The organism is Mammaliicoccus sp. B-M6 (assembly GCF_022386965.1).
Taxonomy (GTDB): Bacteria; Bacillota; Bacilli; order Staphylococcales; family Staphylococcaceae; genus Mammaliicoccus; species Mammaliicoccus sciuri_A.
The window spans coordinates 1-18,353 of sequence record NZ_JAJNHJ010000012.1 but is presented as its reverse complement, the minus strand read 5'-3'; the positions used below and the strand labels follow the sequence as shown (position 1 = coordinate 18,353).

General features: G+C 34.2%; 12 protein-coding genes. 4 read left to right on the top strand and 8 right to left on the bottom strand.

What is annotated here, in order from left to right; genetic code table 11:
- Positions 1-160: 160 nt before the first annotated feature.
- From LQ693_RS06180 to mqo, 6 genes are all read right to left on the bottom strand, one after another.
- A complete protein-coding gene (locus LQ693_RS06180) occupies positions 161-1,348 on the bottom strand; it encodes a thiolase family protein (RefSeq protein ID WP_049320473.1) in 1,188 nt (395 codons plus the stop codon).
- Between the two features lie 31 nt (positions 1,349-1,379).
- Complete coding sequence (gene fadB, locus LQ693_RS06175; RefSeq protein ID WP_239703110.1) at positions 1,380-3,638, bottom strand: 3-hydroxyacyl-CoA dehydrogenase/crotonase FadB; 2,259 nt, start codon at positions 3,636-3,638, stop codon at positions 1,380-1,382.
- A 54-nt stretch (positions 3,639-3,692) separates the two neighbouring features.
- The gene (fadE, locus tag LQ693_RS06170) at positions 3,693-4,898 is read right to left on the bottom strand and encodes an acyl-CoA dehydrogenase FadE (RefSeq protein WP_025907634.1); all 1,206 of its coding nucleotides are present in this window, start codon (positions 4,896-4,898) and stop codon (positions 3,693-3,695) included.
- Between the two features lie 80 nt (positions 4,899-4,978).
- The gene (fadD, locus tag LQ693_RS06165) at positions 4,979-6,478 is read right to left on the bottom strand and encodes a long-chain-fatty-acid--CoA ligase FadD (protein ID WP_107509281.1); all 1,500 of its coding nucleotides are present in this window, start codon (positions 6,476-6,478) and stop codon (positions 4,979-4,981) included.
- A 14-nt stretch (positions 6,479-6,492) separates the two neighbouring features.
- The gene (gene fadX, locus LQ693_RS06160; protein ID WP_204166967.1) at positions 6,493-8,070 is read right to left on the bottom strand and encodes a fatty acid degradation protein FadX; all 1,578 of its coding nucleotides are present in this window, start codon (positions 8,068-8,070) and stop codon (positions 6,493-6,495) included.
- 522 nt (positions 8,071-8,592) lie between these two features.
- A complete protein-coding gene (gene mqo / locus LQ693_RS06155) occupies positions 8,593-10,077 on the bottom strand; it encodes a malate dehydrogenase (quinone) (RefSeq protein WP_025907630.1) in 1,485 nt (494 codons plus the stop codon).
- 317 nt (positions 10,078-10,394) lie between these two features.
- Between mqo and LQ693_RS06150 the strand changes: the two genes are divergently transcribed.
- On the top strand, positions 10,395-10,697 hold the full coding sequence (locus tag LQ693_RS06150; protein WP_025907628.1) for a hypothetical protein: 303 nt from the start codon (positions 10,395-10,397) through the stop codon (positions 10,695-10,697).
- Between the two features lie 197 nt (positions 10,698-10,894).
- Positions 10,895-12,697: an acyltransferase family protein gene (locus tag LQ693_RS06145; RefSeq protein WP_107617791.1), complete on the top strand. Its 1,803-nt coding sequence runs from the start codon at positions 10,895-10,897 to the stop codon at positions 12,695-12,697.
- 185 nt (positions 12,698-12,882) lie between these two features.
- Here the strand turns inward: LQ693_RS06145 and LQ693_RS06140 are convergent, their stop codons facing one another.
- Positions 12,883-13,848 carry an LLM class flavin-dependent oxidoreductase gene (locus tag LQ693_RS06140; protein ID WP_103361684.1) on the bottom strand — a complete coding sequence of 322 codons (966 nt, stop codon included), beginning with the start codon at positions 13,846-13,848 and terminating at the stop codon, positions 12,883-12,885.
- A gap of 5 nt (positions 13,849-13,853) precedes the next feature.
- Complete coding sequence (locus LQ693_RS06135; RefSeq protein ID WP_025907599.1) at positions 13,854-14,150, bottom strand: DUF3219 family protein; 297 nt, start codon at positions 14,148-14,150, stop codon at positions 13,854-13,856.
- 189 nt (positions 14,151-14,339) lie between these two features.
- Here LQ693_RS06135 and LQ693_RS06130 point away from each other — a divergent pair, with 189 nt between their 5' ends.
- Positions 14,340-16,202 (top strand): BglG family transcription antiterminator, encoded by a 1,863-nt coding sequence (locus LQ693_RS06130; protein ID WP_239703109.1) that lies wholly within the window; start codon positions 14,340-14,342, stop codon positions 16,200-16,202.
- A gap of 79 nt (positions 16,203-16,281) precedes the next feature.
- Positions 16,282-18,243 carry a fructose-specific PTS transporter subunit EIIC gene (locus LQ693_RS06125; RefSeq protein WP_070369348.1) on the top strand — a complete coding sequence of 654 codons (1,962 nt, stop codon included), beginning with the start codon at positions 16,282-16,284 and terminating at the stop codon, positions 18,241-18,243.
- Positions 18,244-18,353: the final 110 nt, after the last annotated feature.

Here is an 18,353-nt window from a genome sequence, read left to right as displayed (position 1 = left end):
ATGAAGAGATGTGAGTTTACTACGCCTTTAACTCACATCTTCAGCGATCTCGTGTGTTTATTACAACTTTAACTAACATCTTCGCCGATTTCACATATTTTACTCACCCCTCACACCAACAAAAAAGCATTCGACCGTATGATCGAATGCTTTACATATATTATCTTACGTATTCAAATATGCCTGCTGCTCCCATTCCTACGCCGATACACATTGTTACCATACCGTATTTGGAGTCTGGGCGTTTACTCATTTCTGACAACAGTTTACCTGTTAACATAGCACCTGTTGCACCGAGTGGGTGTCCGAGTGCTATTGCACCACCGTTAACGTTTGTCTTATTAATATCTAATCCTGCTTCGTTAATAGATGCTACTGTTTGTGATGCGAATGCTTCATTGAGTTCTACTAAATCGATATCATCTACTGATAAATTCGTTAATTCTAATACTTCTGGTATTGCATAAGCTGGTCCTATGCCCATTAATTTAGGATCTACACCTACTGCTTTAAATCCTACAAATTTAGCAATTGGTTTAACGCCTAATTCTTTTACTTTGTCACCTGACATCAATACAACAAATCCTGCTCCGTCTGTAAGTGGAGCCGATGTACCTGCTGTAACTGTACCGTCAGCCTTAAATACTGTTCTTAATTTAGATAAAGTCTCTAAATCTGTTTCTGGACGAATGAGTTCATCTTGTTTAAATGTTTCTTTCGTTACATTTGGACCGTTCTCATCGTATTTAACTTTATGCACTTCGATCGGTATAATTTCATCTTCAAACTTACCTGATTTTTGTGCTTCTGATGCTCTTTTATGACTTTCAACTGCATAAGCATCTTGTTCTTCTCTTGAAACTTTATATTCTTCAGCAACCATTTCTGCAGTTAGTCCCATAGGGTAAGAAACACCTGTATCCGCTTCTTGTAACTCTGGATTATTTGTTGGCTCATTACCACCCATTGGTACGGCACTCATTAATTCAACGCCACCTGCTACAAGCACATCTGCCTGCTCAGACATAATTTCATTCGCTGCTATCGCAATGGTTTGCAAGCCTGAAGAACAATAACGATTAACAGTTTGTCCAGGCACTTCATTTGGTAATCCAGCAAGTAATGCTATTGAACGCGCGATATTTTGACCTTGTAATCCTTCAGGAAAAGAGTTCCCCACGATAACATCTTGAACCATACTACCATCAAATGTACCACCTACACGATTGAGTACACCTTTTAATACTTGAGCTGCAACTTCATCAGGTCTTTCATGAAATAATGCACCACCTGGTTTAGCTTTACCTGCTGCAGAACGTCCGTATGCTACTATATATGCCTCTTGCATTGATATCCATCCTCTCTTATTCAACACTTCATTAGTTACGTAATGGTTTACCTTTTTCTAACATATGCGTAATACGATCATATGTTTTTTCATTTTTGAGTAGAGATAAAAAGCCTTCTCGTTCAAGCTTTTGAATATATCGCTGATTAATATACGTATTACGAGGTAAATCTCCACCTGCAAGTATATGTGCAACTTTTAAAGTAATTTCGTAGTCATAATCACTAATGAAGTGACCAATTCTTTGCGCATCTAGTTCAGATTGTGCTAAAGCTTTAAAATCTCTGCCTAGCGCTGGATATTGAGCTTTAGGTTTAGGAATATAGTTCGCTTCAGATTCATATCTCGCTTTATTTAAAGCAACTTCAACACGTCTTTCTTTGTTGAAAATGATTGTATCGATATCTCTTAAATAACCATATCTCTTAGCTTCGTATGCATTTGTAGATACTTTAGCTAAACCTACATTCATTAATACTTTCGTAATCGATGCTTGTTTATCATCATTTTTATGATTTGTTCTAAGTACTCTATCTGCAAACTCTGCTAATCCACCACCTGAAGGTAATAGACCTACACCAGTTTCAACTAATCCAATGTATGTTTCACTCGCAGCAACGATAAATGGTGAATGTAAGACAACTTCACAACCGCCACCTAAAGCTCTACCATGAACTGCAGTTACGATAGGTTTAAGTGAATATTTCATTCTGCCGAAACTTTCATGTAATTTATCAATTGCCGGACCTACTAATTCATCTACTTTCTGACTTTCATGTGCTTGTTTCATTAAGAACAAGTTTGCACCGACACTAAAATTATTACCATCTGCATATATAACCATGCTTGTATAGTCTTCTTGTTCTAATAAATCAATCGATTCTATTAAGTCGTTCGCAAAGCCATCAGATATAATATTATTTTTACTTTGAATTTTGAGTAATAATTGATCTTTGTTTGCTACTGATAAATTAGAATCTTCTCTATTCCAAACTTCACGGTCAATAAAAGCTGATGTCGGTGTAACACGGTCTATTGATTCACCTTCTTTATAGAAGCCACCGCTTTGTTGTTCGATCCATTCAGGTAATTCACCGAGTTCTTGTTTCATTCTATCTTTAACACGGTCAAAGCCCATTAAGTCCCAAAGTAGGAACGGTCCTTTTTTCCAGTTAAATCCCCATACAAGCGCACGGTCTACATCTTTAAAGTCAGATGCAGCTTTAGGCACATTAATCGCTGAATAGTAGAAATTATTTCTTAATGTTTCCCATAAGAATTTACCTGCATCATCTTCAGCATTAAAAATAACATCTAAATTAGATTTTAAGTCTTTACTAAATTTAGTAAGAATTTCGAATTTAGGCGGTTCAGGTTGTACGTACGTATCGCTTTCTATATCGTAAACGAGTCTTGTCTTTTTATCTTTTTTATAGAAACCTTGTTTCGTTTTTCTACCTAACGAGCCATTTTTAACAAGTGTATCGGCAACTTTAGTATCTTTGAAATAAGGTTGCTCTTCAGGCACTTGTTGGAGTCCTCTCGTAACGGTAACGGCTATATCTAAACCAACTAAGTCAGATAAACCATATGTTCCGGTACTCGGTCTACCAATTGCTCTACCTGTTAAAGCATCTACTTCAATAATTGAAAACCCTTGTTCTTCGCCACGATACATAATGTCATTCATCGTTTGTGTACCAACTCTGTTCGCTACAAATCCAGGCACGTCATTCGCAACGACAACCCCTTTACCAAGTACTTCTTCAGCGAATATTTGTGTTCTTTCAACGATCGCATCTGACGTATTACGATTCGGAATGACCTCTACAAGTTTCATAATGCGAGGTGGATTAAAGAAATGTAATCCTAAAAATCTTTCTTTATCTTGATCGTTAAATGCTTTAGATATTGCTTCAATTGGAATACCTGAAGTATTCGTCGCGAATATCGCATTATCTTTCGCAACTTGAGTAACTTGCTTCCAAACTTGATGTTTAATATCTAATTCTTCTTTAACCGCTTCAATATAAATATCTGCATCATCTTCACCTGTTAAATCATCTTGGAAATTACCGTAAGATAAATTAGATGCAAATTCTAAATCGAATAATAAAGGTCTTTTAGCATCTGTAATCACATCATATGCTTTTTTAGAAATTTTATTCGGGTCTTTTTCATCGATTACTATATCTAATAATTTTACTTTTAAACCTGCATTCACTAATAGTGCAGCAATTTGGCTACCCATTGTACCTGCACCTAGAACGGTCGCTTTACTTATCGTCATAAAAAGTCCTCCAAATTCATATATTCTGAGTGTGTTTCATCTTGCTCAGTTAGCTTAAATAAATGCTGAATCTCCAGTTAATGCACGTCCAATTAACAGTGCATTGATTTCGTGTGTACCTTCGTATGTGTATACTGCTTCTGCATCTGAGAAGAATCTCGCAATATCATATTCAGCTAAAATACCGTTACCACCTGTGATACCTCGACCCATTGCGACAGATTCTCTTAATCTAAGCGAGTTCATCATCTTAGCAGTTGAAGTGGCAACTTCGTCATATTCACCATTTTCTTGCATTCTAGCAAGTTGAGCACATATAGACATTGAGTGTGCTAAATTCCCTTGCATCATTGCTAATTTCTCTTGGATTAGTTGATATTTACTAATTTCTTTACCGAACTGTTTACGTTCTGTTACATAATCAAGTGTTGCGCGTAAAGCACCTGCTAAAGCACCCGTTGCCATATAAGCAACACCTGCACGTGTAGAATAAAGTACTTTCGCAATATCTTTAAAACCATTTATATTTTGAAGTCTTTGATCTTCTTCAACTTCTACATTGTCTAATTTAATAATTGTATTTGGGATGATTCTTAAAGCAATTTTATTTTCAATCACTTCAATATCTACACCTGCTTGTTCTGGTCTAACAATAAAGCCTTTAGGTTTACCTGTTTCAACATCAACAGCATATACTGGAATAACATCCGCTAAATTTGCGCCGCCTATCCATTTCTTTTCACCATTTAAAATCCATTTATCTCCTTCACGTTTTGCAGTTGTTTCAAGACCACCTGCAACATCTGATCCATGTTCTGGTTCAGTTAACGCAAAGCATGTTCTTAGTTCATGTGATTGTAATTTAGGGATATAGTATGCAACTTGTTCTTTACTACCACCGAATAAGAATGAATTATGTCCTAATCCTTGATGGACACCTAATAATGTCACTAAAGATACATCGAATCGTGCTACGACATAAGACATGAAAAATTGGAATAATTGACTAGGTGTCTTAGCACCTTCACGCCCTTCAAATAATAATGGATTTTGGAAATAGTTGAGTTTACCCATATCATCGAAGAAGTCTTCTGGCACTGTCGCATTCACCCAATGTTCGTTGATCGTTGGACGATATTTTTCTTCTAATAAATCATCAAGTTGCTTTAAGAACTTGACTTCACCATCTGTTAATTGTTTCGAAATATTCAATACATCCTCTGGGAATAATGCTTTTAACGTTTCTAATTTTGTTGACATATAAATGACCTCCAAATATTATTAAAGCGCTTACATATTTCTCTAAAAAAATTTAGTATTCATGTTAGCGTCATCTTTGTTTATTGTTGAAACTTTCTCTTCATCATTTCTTTCACTTCTAACTTGTCTGGTTTAGCAGTTGAAGTTAATGGCATTTTCGTCACGGATAGATAATTTTTAGGTACTTTATAACTCGCTAAGTTCTCACGCATATAAGCATCTAATTTCTCTACGAAATCTGGGTCTTGTTCATTCAGTAACACAGCAGCCGCTACAGTTTCTCCAAATTTTTCATTTTCATAACCTACGACGACACATTGTGCGACGAGTGGATGACCAGCTAGAACGATTTCAACTTCAGATGGCAAGACGTTCTCTCCACCTGTAATAATCAGTTCTTTTTTTCTATCTACGATAAATATATCGCCATCTTCATCTATACGTGCTAAATCACCTGTTAAGAAATAGCCATCATGGAAAGATTTATCCGTTTCTTCTTGTTTTTGCCAATAACCTGGTGTAACTTGTTTACCTTTAATCGCTAATTCACCAATTTCACCTACAGGTACGTCATTGAAATCTTCATCAAATAATCTTGATTCTACGTACATGACAGGCTTCCCTATACTCATTGGCTTTTTAAGTGAATTAGTAGGTGTATTTATCATCGCTAATGGTGCTTCTGTTAAGCCATAACCATTAATAATATTTAACCCCATGCTTGCAAATTTTTTCTGAACACCAGGTAACGGTGCTGAACCACCTTGAATAAGAAAATCAATATTGTCAAAGTTCTTCACATCAAAGTTAGGTGCTACTAACATGGCGTAATACATTGTTGGAATAAGCGATAAGTAATTCGGTTTGTATTTAGCCATTAGATCATTGAGTTGTTCACCTTCGAAGTAACGATGTAATACGAGTGAACCACCTGCCATCAATAACGGAATGACTAAATCATTAAACCCAAATACATGGAACATCGGTAACGAAATAATAGATGAAAATCCTGAATTCACTTTATAAGTGAGTATCGTATTAATCGCATTCGATGTGAATGAATCATAAGTGAACATGACACCCTTTGGTAATCCTGTTGTACCACTTGTGTACATTAATGCCGCTAAATCATCACGACCTACATCTACTGTCTTGAATGGTTTATGATTTTTAGGATTTACAAGTTCATCATATTCAGGTGAATCGATATCCATGTGTAAATAGTCATCTGCAATCCCTTGTAAACTACTTAAATGACGATTTGCATAGAATATAAACTTCACACCTGAATCTTCAATAACACTTTCAATTTCGTTCGGTTTGAGTCTCCAGTTCATTGGGAAGTATACTGCGCCAATCTTAAATGAAGCGAATAGTAAGTCAATCACCGCTACATCATTAGGTGCAAATATCCCAACGACATCTCCCTTTTTTATGCCTTGTTCTTCAAGATGGTTGGCCAAGTTCTCAGCACGAATATTTAAATCTTGATAAGTCCATTCTGTTCCTTTTAGTGGATCGGTAACTGCTGCCTTTTCTTCGTCATATTGCGCTCTCGTTTTAATCCAATCGTAATTCATATTAAACTACCCCCTTAATAGTTTGAACCATTGTCTTTAATACGTTGTTGCAATCCTCCCCAATTTTCTTGATAAATTTGCTGATCCGTTACTTTAAGTTCTTCAGCAATTATCGGTTGAAATGCTATATTGGATAGAATATCTTTCTCTAAATCTAATCCAGCTGCAATTTCAATTAATTTGACACCTTCATCGGTTAATTGGAATACAGCGCGTTCCGTTACATAATAGACTTCTTGATTTAACGTTTTAGCATATGATGCATTGAAGTCCATATTATGTACTTGTTCAACAAATTTCTGAGCAAGACCTTCTTTTTCAATTACTAAACCTTTATCATTCCAAGTAGCCTTACTTCCTACTACCATTGTTCCTGAGAAAATAATTTTTTGGACCGTTTGACTAATATCTATGAATCCTCCACAACCATTCATTCTATCGCCATATTTTGAAACATTGACATTACCAAACTGATCCACTTCAGCAAAGCTTAAATAAGCTACATCTATGCCTCCGCTATAAATAAAGTCCCATGTCATTTCATGTCGCATCTTCGCATCTAAATTGTAATTTAATCCGAAGTTTTGACCACTTCCTATCATTCCACCAAATACACCCGTATCTATATTCAGCTGAACTAAATCTTCAGCTTTTTCCTCAACCAATAAATTCGATAATTCATTGTTAATGCCAAACCCTATACTCACAACATTACCTACATTTAAAAATTGGGCAGCACGTCGTAAAATCACTTTACGTGTACTCAATTCATTAATTGGTTCAGGCATACTAAGTACTTTATATTCACCCGAAATAGCTGGGTCATAATAATTTTGAATGGTTTGTCTATGATGTTTTGGGTCATCATTTACACATACATAATCCACAAGCTCTCCAGGAATAAAGACTTCTGTTGGCTTAAAGCTACCATGTTGTACAATTTCTTTAACTTGTACAATAACTTTTCCACCATTTTGATGCGCCGCTAAAGCAGCACCATAGCCTTCTCCCAAATGTGCTTCATGATGCATATAAATGTTCCCCTCGCTATCAGCGTATGTACCACGAAGCAATGCAATATCAACTTTAGGAAATTTATATTGTAAATATTCCTCATTATTAATTTCTAATAAAGAAACGATATCTTCCTTAGTCACATCATTGACTTTTCCGCCTTCAAATCTAGGATCCACGGAAGTGTGTAAACCTATTTTAGAAATCATATCTGGAAATTTGGCTAACGAATTACGATAATGTGTAGCTAACAATCCTTGCGGTACAAAATATGCTTCTACATCATTATTCTTTATCGCTTCTATCGTTTTAGGTGAACCAATGATAATACTCATAATGAGCCTTTTAACCATACCTCTACTCACAAATGAATCTAAATCATAACCATCACCACGATAATCACTAATATCATTCGCAACCATAAAAGTTAAATCATTAAGATTTCCATATTCATCATGAGCTTTAACCAAATGTTTTAAGACACTCACTGGTAAATTACTCACTGATAATGCTGCCAGTGAAATAACATCTCCACTTTTGACAATGTCTTTCAAATCTTCGAACGAAATAATTTGCATACGATTATCCCCTATCATTCATAATTACAATCATTCCATAAAAGACCTCCCCAATAAAATGTAAGCCCTTACATTAGTAAATATAACATAGTGTAAATATGAAAGAAAAGTAAAAAGGTATACGACAATATCTTTTTAATTACAAATTCGAAATAATTACAACTAACACTTAGTACCTCCTCACATACTGTAGTTGTAATATTTTTTAAAATAATTATCGCTCGTTCAGAACATACGTATACCCTGAAAATCATTACGTATACAAAAAACTTCATTATATCAATAAAATATTATGGTCATTAAATTACTCATGCATCGTATATACAACAACATTGAAATACCAATCACCAAGGGAAAATATCACATCTCACACTAAAATAATTTGAAATATTATTGTTTGATAAATGAAACAATAATACACAAGCAATTAATTAGAAGGAAGATGATGAATGAATCACACTACAAAAAGAAAACATAAAAAAAGCCATTCCGACTTAACGGAATGGCTTCTGTGGTTCAACACTATTTATTTAATTCTAAAGCTTCTGCTGTTTGTTTACGAGTTTTCTTCAATAAAGCAGTATCTTCGATTAAAGATTCACCATATGAAGGGATGATTTCTTTAATTTTAGATTCCCATTTATCCATATATTGAGGGAAGTTCTTCTCGATTACTTCTAAAGCTACAGATACTGATGTTGATGCTCCTGGTGATTCACCTAATAAAGCAATTACAGTATGGTCTTCTGAATTTACAACTTCTGTACCGAATTGAATAAATCCACGGCCATGTTCTTCTGTATCTTTAATAACTTGTACACGTTTACCAGCGATATGAATATCCCAATCTTCGTCTTTTGCATCTGGTACAAATCGACGCAATTCTTTCATACGATCTTCTTTACGTTGTAATACTTGTTGAATTGAATATTTTACAAGTGATAAGTTTTTAACACCTGAAGATAACATTGTCACAACATTACTTGTATTAATAGATTTAAATAAATCTAAGTTAGATCCGTTTTTCAAGAATTTCGGACCGATTGCTGCGAATGGACCAAATAGTAAACTTTCTTTTCCTTGAATATAACGTCTGTCTAAGTGAGGTACAGTCATTGGTGGTGTGCCAGGTGGCTCTTTACCATAAACTTTGGCATTATGTTCACTTACAACTTTAGGGTTGTTACATACTAAGAATGCACCACTAATTGGGAATCCTCCAAGATGTCTACTTTCAGGAATTTTTGTTTTTTGTAGTAATGGAATGGCATGTCCGCCTGCACCGATAAAGATATAATCAGCAACATGCGTTTCTACTTTACCAGTTTCTAAATTACGAACTTTAACTTCCCATTTACTATTAGAAAGTTGTTTAAAGTCTACTACTTCATGACGGAAATGAACTTGTGCATTTTCGTGTTTTTCGATATTTTTAACTAATTTACGTGTTAATTCACCGAAGTTAACATCTGTACCTTCGTCAATTTTACTTGCTGCAAGTGGTTCGTTTGAATTACGACCTTTCATCATTAAAGGCATCCACTCAGCTAATACTTTATGATCTTCTGTATAAGTTAAGCCTTCAAACATTGGTAGAGATTTTAATGCATCATAACGACGTTTTAAGAAATCTACATTTCGAATACCCATTACGAAACTGATGTGTGGTAATGGTCTAATGAATTCTTGAGGATTCTCGATAGCTTTACTCTTAACTAAGTATGACCAAAATTGCTTAGAAATTTCGAATTGCTCGTTAATTTCTTTCGCTCTTTCAACATCAATTGAACCGTCCTCTTGCTCAACTGTGTAGTTTAATTCGCATAGCGCAGCATGACCTGTACCAGCATTATTTTTTTCATTTGAACTTTCAATTGCTGGTTGTTCTAATCTTTCGAATAACTTAATATTCCAATCTGGTTCAATATTTTTCAAAAAAGAACCAAATGTCGTACTTAAAATACCAGCACCAATGAGAATAACGTCTTTTGGTTGGTTATTATCCATTTTGATCACCTTTCTAAAATTTAAGATGTATTATATTCATGAATTGGGTATACATAAATATAAAGGTCTGAAAGAATTGCAACTTTCTTTAAGAGATATCTTAATTCTTTATATACCAATTCTAAATTAATATTGTGTAAAAGTAAATCATAAGGTGTTCTGGTCATACTATGTGTTGTAATAATACATTAAAAATTTTTATTTGAGCTTTCTAGTTGTAATTTCTATTGTGTAATAATACACTAATGTTAAATAGGTATTTGTCTCTTGCTTTGAATTTTGGATATTCATTATGAGTAATCAAGGAGGTTTTTCAAATGACTGTTGAAGGTAAAAATCTTATAAAAGTGAACCGACAGAATGAACAAAGATCTTCAGAGATTTCAGTTATGATTGAAGAAGGTGGATTAGGCGCTGATAATTACTATCAAATTATTAAGCCAAACGCGAGCCATAGGGAAACAGAGGAAAACATTTTCCAATTCGAAGATGAAGTTAGTCAAAAAAGTGATTCTGAATTAATCGACTTACTTATTGTCAATGCACAGGAACATACTGCAGAGAATTACAAAGAAGCACAAAATATTATTAAAACTGAGTTATTGAAACGAATGTGTTAAGTGGATTTATAATATAAGACTGGACCATGATTGATATGGTCCAGTTTTTTATTTATTTTGCCGGCTAACGATCTTGTTTTCGACTCTTGATCGTTAGCCTCCTTCTATCTACTATCCTTTTTTGTATATCTTTGGTAAATTATGGTACAATATTTCTTATTGGAAATTTTTACAATTTATTGAGGAGTCAATGTGAAATGAATGGTCAAATGAAAGAGATAAAGTCACACTCAATTCGTTATTTATATGGTTTAGATGGCTTACGTGCAATTGCGGTTATAGCTATCATCATTTATCACCTTAATCCTAAGTGGTTATCGGGTGGTTTTTTAGGTGTGGATACTTTTTTTATCATTTCTGGCTATTTAATCACGAGCTTATTAATCCATGAATATCAACATACAGGCACGATTGACCTCTTACATTTTTGGAAGAAACGTATTAAAAGGTTACTGCCGGCAGTCTTATTTTTATTAAGTATTGTACTCATATATACGCTATTATTTGAACCGAGTATTATTAAAAATGTGAAACAAGATACGTTTGCTGCTTTATTTTATGTATCCAATTGGTGGTATATTTTTCATCATGTTAGTTACTTTGATAGCTTTAAAGTGATGCCACTTAAACATTTATGGAGTTTAGCAATTGAGGAACAATTTTACGTATTTTGGCCAATTTTATTAATGATTTTACTTCGCATTAAAAAGTTGAAAAGACATTTCGTTTTAGTTGTATTTATATCTTCTCTTATTTCATTATTGTTAATGATTTTAATTGCTGAACCGAATGTTGATAATTCAAGAGTGTATTTTGGAACAGACACTAGATTACAAACTTTGTTATTAGGTGTATTACTAGCATACATATGGCCGCCTTTTAGATTGAAACAGCAAATTATAACGCCGTTAAAGATTGGAATCGAAACGATAGGTTGTATTTCAATTGCGCTATTAATTTATTTTATGTTGACTGTTTCATCCAATGACAATTGGTTATACTTTGGTGGTATTCATCTTATATCTTTAAGTTCTTTACCTGCCATTGCGAGTGCCGTTCATCCTAGTACGTTATTATCTAAAGCATTAGGTAATCGATTATTGTTATGGATTGGACAGAGATCCTATAGTTTATATTTATGGCATTATCCTGTCATAACATTTACCAATAAGCATTTCGTTCAAGGGCAAATCCCCTTTTACATGATATTGATTGAAATCATATTAACGTTACTGTTAGCTGAATGTTCATATCGCTATGTTGAAGTACCCATTAGAGTACGAGGGTTAGCCTATTTTAAACCTGGAAAAGCTCAATTAAAATCACTCATTGCTAAAAGTAGCATTACTTTAGTATTAGTTGGTCTTACGTTAACAATACTTTCAGGACATTTTGATTATTTACAACAAACGCAACATCATCATGCCAAGACGACGTTTAAAGTTTCAAATCACGATGATAGGAATAGTTTGATATTACCTATTCCTAAAATTAATGTTAATAGCGAACAAACCATTAATCATAAAGGGAAACATCAAGAAAAGATGTTATTTATCGGTGATTCCGTCATGGTTGATATCGGCGAAGAAATACATAAAGCATATCCAGATGCAATAATAGATTGTAAAGTCGGCCGTAATTTAAATGATGCTATTCCACTCGTTCAAGAGAAATACAGTACATTTAACAAAGCTAATCAACAAGTAGTACTTGAACTTGGAACGAATGGCGATTTTTCATATGATGATTTGACGAAGCTCATTAAAATGTTCGGTAATGCCCATGTTTACGTCGTTAACACACACGTACCAAGAGATTGGGAACAAAGTGTCAACGAAAAACTTTCGAAAGCAGCAGATTCACATAAGAATGTTCAATTAGTCAATTGGTATCAAAAAGCAAAAGACCATTCAGAATACTTCGCATATGACGGCGTGCATTTAGAATATAAAGGCGTACAAGCACTCGTATCCGAAATAAATAAACATGTGAAATCATGATATTTGCAATTAACAAAAAACAGTCTAGAACCCTATTTCGTTCTAGACTGTTTTTTTCGTTTAGCTCTTATTGTTTCTTCTATAATTGAACCGACTATGAGACCGACTGAGATGATGATTTTTCCTATTAATAAAATCATACGAAATCACCCTTTAATAACATATTTGAGTTCTGAAACAAGTAATTATATTTGTGCTAATAATCCATAAGATTGCATTCTATCCTCATGCGTTATTGTATTTGTACTAACCATGATTTCATCACATTGATATTCTGCTTGAATCGCTTGAAGTCTTGATTGAACGGTTTCGACATCACCTATGATCATATTGTCTTTCATATCATAAAGCATTTCTTTTTCTCGGTCACTTAACGCATCAAATGTTTGTACTTTTTCCTTTTTATCTTCACCTTGCGCTTTAGGTATTAAACTTTCTATCGCAAGTGTTTCAGCTTCTTGATTAGTCTCTGCACATATAACAGATACCGTAACAATCACTTTAGGCGTTTCTTGATTTCTTTGTTCAAAGTGTTCACGGTAACGATCAACAATTGCACGACCATCTTGATCACTCATAAAAGCACCGAACACATATGGCATGCCATTTTTAGCAGCAAGTAAAGCACTTTTCTCACTTGTTCCTAATAACCAAGGTATTGGTGGTACATCAGGTTGAGGTAACACGTTTACTTTATGATATTCGTGATTTAAAGGAAATTGCCCTTCCAAGAACATCAATAATTCTTCTAACAGTTCTGGTAAAGCCCACACTTGCTTTAAAAACTGCGTCGATAATGCATTAGTTGCTTCCGCTGAGCCACCGGGTGCTCTACCTATACCTAAATCTACTCTATTTGGAAATAACGTAGCCAGAGTATTAAACTGTTCTGCAACTTTATAAGGTCTATAGTGTGGTAATAATATGGCACCTGCGCCAATTCTTATATGGTTTGTATGCGCACCAATATAAGAAAGTAATACTTCTGGTGCTGAGCTTGCAAGGTTAGACAAACCGTGATGTTCAGTTAGCCAATACCTTTCATAACCTAAAGCCTCTCCTAATTGTGCTAATGCCAACGAATCTTTAAAAGCATCATGTGCTGTTTGACCAGGTGCAATCGGTGATTGATCAAGTATACTTAACTTCATATTGTTCATCCTTTTTGTTCCTCAGGTATTTCTATAAGGACAAGACGGTACACCGCAACTTGATTTTCCTCATATAAATTTGTTAAAGACGTTGAATAATTGTAGATTTCACCTTTAAATTGCTTATTTTTAGCCGGAACTTCAACATCAAAATGCCCTCTATATAACAAAACAGCAATATCGTGATACGCTTCGCTCGTTACATTAAATTCAATCGTTACTTTATATAACCCATCTACAGTTTCGTCTTCAAAATGTGTTAATGGAATATCCGTTTCATCTAAATATATATGTTCAACCATTTATGTCACCTTCAAAATTTATATTTAATATCTAAGTTCAGTATAATATGTCGAAAGATATAATACATGCATTCTGTTTATAGCGCATGAATACTTGAGTGAGTATCTAATCATTTATTTGTCACGCATTCATTAAACGCTTACAATATAATATGAATCTAAATGTGGACTTGAAATGTGGTGGGATTATTGTTAGAAAGACATGTGAAATTAATGAAACTATTACTTTTAAATCGTGATAGTTATTTAAACGGGACTGAAATAGCTGACTATTTGAATGTTTCAAATAGAACTGTAAGAAGCGATATTAAATATATTAATAGTGAAATTAAAGATGTCATTATCAGTATTAAAGGGCGTGGTTATCAATTAAATCACGAGTTGTATCAAACTGAAGAGATAGAAACCATTCTGAATCAATATACGGAAAAGAACGGTCAAACGCTCATCAAGATGGCTTATCAATTATTAATGTATAAACAATCTGTTACGCTTGAGCAATTATCTGATGACTATGCTTTAACGAAGAATGAACTCATCGATCATTTAAATCAAATTCAAGCTTGGTGTGAGTCTTATGACGTTGCAATTAACCTTGTTAAAAGAAAAGGCGTAACGGTAAGTGGCAATGAAATGGATATTCGCAATGCTATTCTTCATTTAAACCAGCTCTCTACAAACAATGTTAAAGTAGAGGACTTTATTTTTAATGAAATTCCAAAAGCGCATAGCGAATTAATGATGCATATTATGGAACAACACTTAGAGCATCACCATATTCAAACTTCAAAAGTGCATATTAAACAGTTGCTCGTACACCTGATCATTATTTTCAAAAGAATCCACGATACAACTGAACAATGGGATATTAATCAAGAGGCATTGGCCATTTCTCGGGCAATTATAGAAGATATTAATAGACAGCTTAAATACACTTTAAGCGATGAAACAGCGAAGCTATTTTCATTTTTTATTAGCTATTATTTTGACAAATATGACCTAGGCTTCAAACAAATATTTATTCAAAGTTATATTGAACGTTTAATTTATCAAATGAATGCCAAAGTCGGTATAGATTTTATGCAAGATGCTGTACTTCGTGAAAATGTTTATTCACATTTCAGCAGAACATATTTGCGCATTGTTAAGAACGTTTATATTAACAATCCGCTTACAGAGGATATTAAACAGCAATACCCGTTTGTGTTCAACGCTTTATATGAAACGGTTCATTTACTTGAAGAAGATGCACAACTCAATTTAAGTGAAGATGAGATAGCATTTTTAGCATTGCATTTTCAATCATCAATAGATCGTAATGTACAAGATCAATTTAATGTTGTCATTACTTGTTATTACGGACTTGGGATTTCAAGCTTATTAGAAGCAAAAATTCAAAAATTAAACCATAAAATTAATATTACGGATACGATTAAACTTGAAGATGTTTCAACATACCCATTCACTAACACAGATATACTTGTTACAACACACGACATTGACTTGACACATCTACCTAGTAATGTACAAGTTGTTCAAGTATCGCCGTTATTTTCAGAAGAAGATGCACATAAATTTCAAACCATTTTAAATCAGAAGCAAAACCCTGTTTTAAACAACGATGCATTATTGCCTATCGACTTTCTATCAGTACCGATCGAAACAGACATACATTCTACTGTTGATATATTCCAACATGCAGAATATTTGCTTAATCAACAACATGCAATATCAAGTGGGTATATTGAAAGTGCGTTAGAAAGGGAGAAGTTCTCATCAACTTATATTGGAAATGGCATTGCTATTCCACATGGCGACCCTACTAAAGTATTTAAGTCACATGTATTAATGTTTAGACTCCGACAAGATATATCATGGAAACAGCATAAAGTTCATTTAGTATTTTTCTTATCTATTGCAGACAAAGATAAACAAGTAATGAAGAAAATCATACACAGTGTTGCTACATTAACAGAACAAAATGTTACGCATTTACTAAAACTAGAAGATGAACCATTCAAACAATATATCATTGAACGTTTTAAAGAATAATTGCCACTACTAACGGCAATTATTCTTTTTTATGCTTTAGTGAATGCGTTTACAATTGAATTAAGAAGGAGCTGACGTTATGAAAATATTAGCAATTACATCTTGTCCAAACGGGATTGCACATACTTATATGGCTCAAGAAAAATTAGAACAAGCCGCAAAAGAAATGGGCATAGATATTAAAGTAGAAACACAAGGTGGTGTCGGTGCAGAAAATGTTCTGACATCAAAAGAAATTAGAGAAGCAGACGGTATTATTATCGCTGCTGACAGACAAGTTGATTTATCAAGATTTGACGGGAAACGATTAATTAACGAAAGTGTTAGAGAAGGTATTCACAACCCTAAATTATTAATTCAACGCATCATCGATCAAGATGCGCATATCCATCATGAAAAAGGTGGCAATAAACAAACAGATGATGACGAAGATCAAAAAAGCGGTCTACAAATGGTCTACCAACATTTAATGAATGGTGTTTCATTCATGGTGCCATTTATCGTAGTCGGTGGTTTATTAATGGCCATTGCTTTAACTTTAGGTGGGCATACAACACCTGAAGGCCTTAAAATTCCTGATGATTCATTCTGGAAATCTATTGAAAATATCGGTAGTTTAGCATTTAGCTTTATGGTCCCAATTCTAGCTGGTTACATTGCAGTTAGTATTGCTGATAAACCAGGTTTAGTACCAGGTATGATTGGTGGCGCAATTGCTGCTGATGGTAGCTTTTACGGAAGTGAAGCTGGTGCAGGATTCTTAGGTGGTATTGTCGCTGGTTTCTTAGCAGGTTATATTGCAAAATGGATTAAAAACATTAAAATTCCTAAAGCAATGGCACCGATTATGCCAATTATCATTATTCCTATTATTTCTTCAATTATTGTAGGACTTATTTTCATATTTGTTATTGGTGCACCGATTGCGAGTATTTTTGAAGGCTTAACAACATGGTTAAAAGGTATGCAAGGTACAAATAGTATTATCTTAGCGCTTATTATCGGAGCTATGATTGCATTCGATATGGGTGGTCCAGTAAACAAAGTTGCTTTCTTATTCGGATCAGCTTTAATTGCTGAAGGAAACTATGCCGTTATGGGTATGGTTGCAGTAGCTGTATGTACACCACCAATTGGTTTAGGTCTTGCTACTTTTATCAATAGACGTAAATTTAATAAAGGTGAAATTGAAATGGGTAAAGCATCATTTACGATGGGCTTATTTGGTATTACTGAAGGTGCTATTCCATTCGCCGCACAAGACCCATTACGTATTATTCCTGCAAATATGATTGGTGCAATGGTTGCAGCAGCGATCGCAGCTATAGGTGGCGTTGGCGATAGAGTTGCACATGGTGGTCCGATTGTAGCTGTACTTGGTGGTATCGATAAAATACTATGGTTCTTTATTGCTGTCATCATCGGAAGTAGTGTTACAATGCTTGTTACACTTTTATTAAAGAAAAAAGAAGCAACAGTTGCAACACCTGAAATGGAATCATCTAATAGCGGTATCACAACATCATTTATGGGATTAGATGAAGATGATAACGATCAAAAAGAAACATCAAGTTCAAATGATGAAACTCAGACAGAATCAGAACAAGTCTTTCATGAAAAAGTCATTACGATAGAAGACGCTGAGATGTCTCGAGATGACGCAATAGATAAACTGATTCACAATTTAAAACATCACAACTTTATAGACGATGAAGAAATGTTAAAAGAAGCTGTATTGAAACGCGAATCAGAATCAACAACAGCAATCGGTATGAATGTAGCCATCCCGCATGCTAAATCAAATGTTGTCAAACAGCCTGTCGTAGCTGTTCTGAAAAACAAACATGGTGTTGAATGGGAAAGCTTAGATGAAACACAACCTAAAATCATCTTCTTAATTGCTGTACCAAATGATAGTAGTGATACACACTTGAAGCTATTACAAAGACTGTCACGTACACTTATGGATGATGAAACAAGAGAAAAATTAATCAACGCTGAAAGCACAGAAGCTATTTATAACATTTTGAAAGAAATTTAATTTAAAAAGCCTGGAACGAAGGGAGTGTAAAATAAACTGTGTAAGTAGAGAACGTACGACTCTACTTCACAGTTTATTTTTTATATAATCTAGCGCGCTATCGCTTACTA

Bases quoted from the DNA above. Each gene is read 5' to 3' on its own strand.
- fadE (WP_025907634.1), bottom strand. From the start codon at position 4,898: ATGTCAACAAAATTAGAAACGTTAAAAGCATTATTCCCAGAGGATGTA.
- LQ693_RS06180 (WP_049320473.1), bottom strand. From the start codon at position 1,348: ATGCAAGAGGCATATATAGTAGCATACGGACGTTCTGCAGCAGGTAAA.
- mqo (WP_025907630.1), bottom strand. From the start codon at position 10,077: ATGGATAATAACCAACCAAAAGACGTTATTCTCATTGGTGCTGGTATT.
- fadB (WP_239703110.1), bottom strand. From the start codon at position 3,638: ATGACGATAAGTAAAGCGACCGTTCTAGGTGCAGGTACAATGGGTAGC.
- LQ693_RS06145 (WP_107617791.1), top strand. From the start codon at position 10,895: ATGAATGGTCAAATGAAAGAGATAAAGTCACACTCAATTCGTTATTTA.
- fadX (WP_204166967.1), bottom strand. From the start codon at position 8,070: ATGCAAATTATTTCGTTCGAAGATTTGAAAGACATTGTCAAAAGTGGA.
- LQ693_RS06125 (WP_070369348.1), top strand. From the start codon at position 16,282: ATGAAAATATTAGCAATTACATCTTGTCCAAACGGGATTGCACATACT.
- LQ693_RS06150 (WP_025907628.1), top strand. From the start codon at position 10,395: ATGACTGTTGAAGGTAAAAATCTTATAAAAGTGAACCGACAGAATGAA.
- LQ693_RS06135 (WP_025907599.1), bottom strand. From the start codon at position 14,150: ATGGTTGAACATATATATTTAGATGAAACGGATATTCCATTAACACAT.
- fadD (WP_107509281.1), bottom strand. From the start codon at position 6,478: ATGAATTACGATTGGATTAAAACGAGAGCGCAATATGACGAAGAAAAG.
- LQ693_RS06140 (WP_103361684.1), bottom strand. From the start codon at position 13,848: ATGAAGTTAAGTATACTTGATCAATCACCGATTGCACCTGGTCAAACA.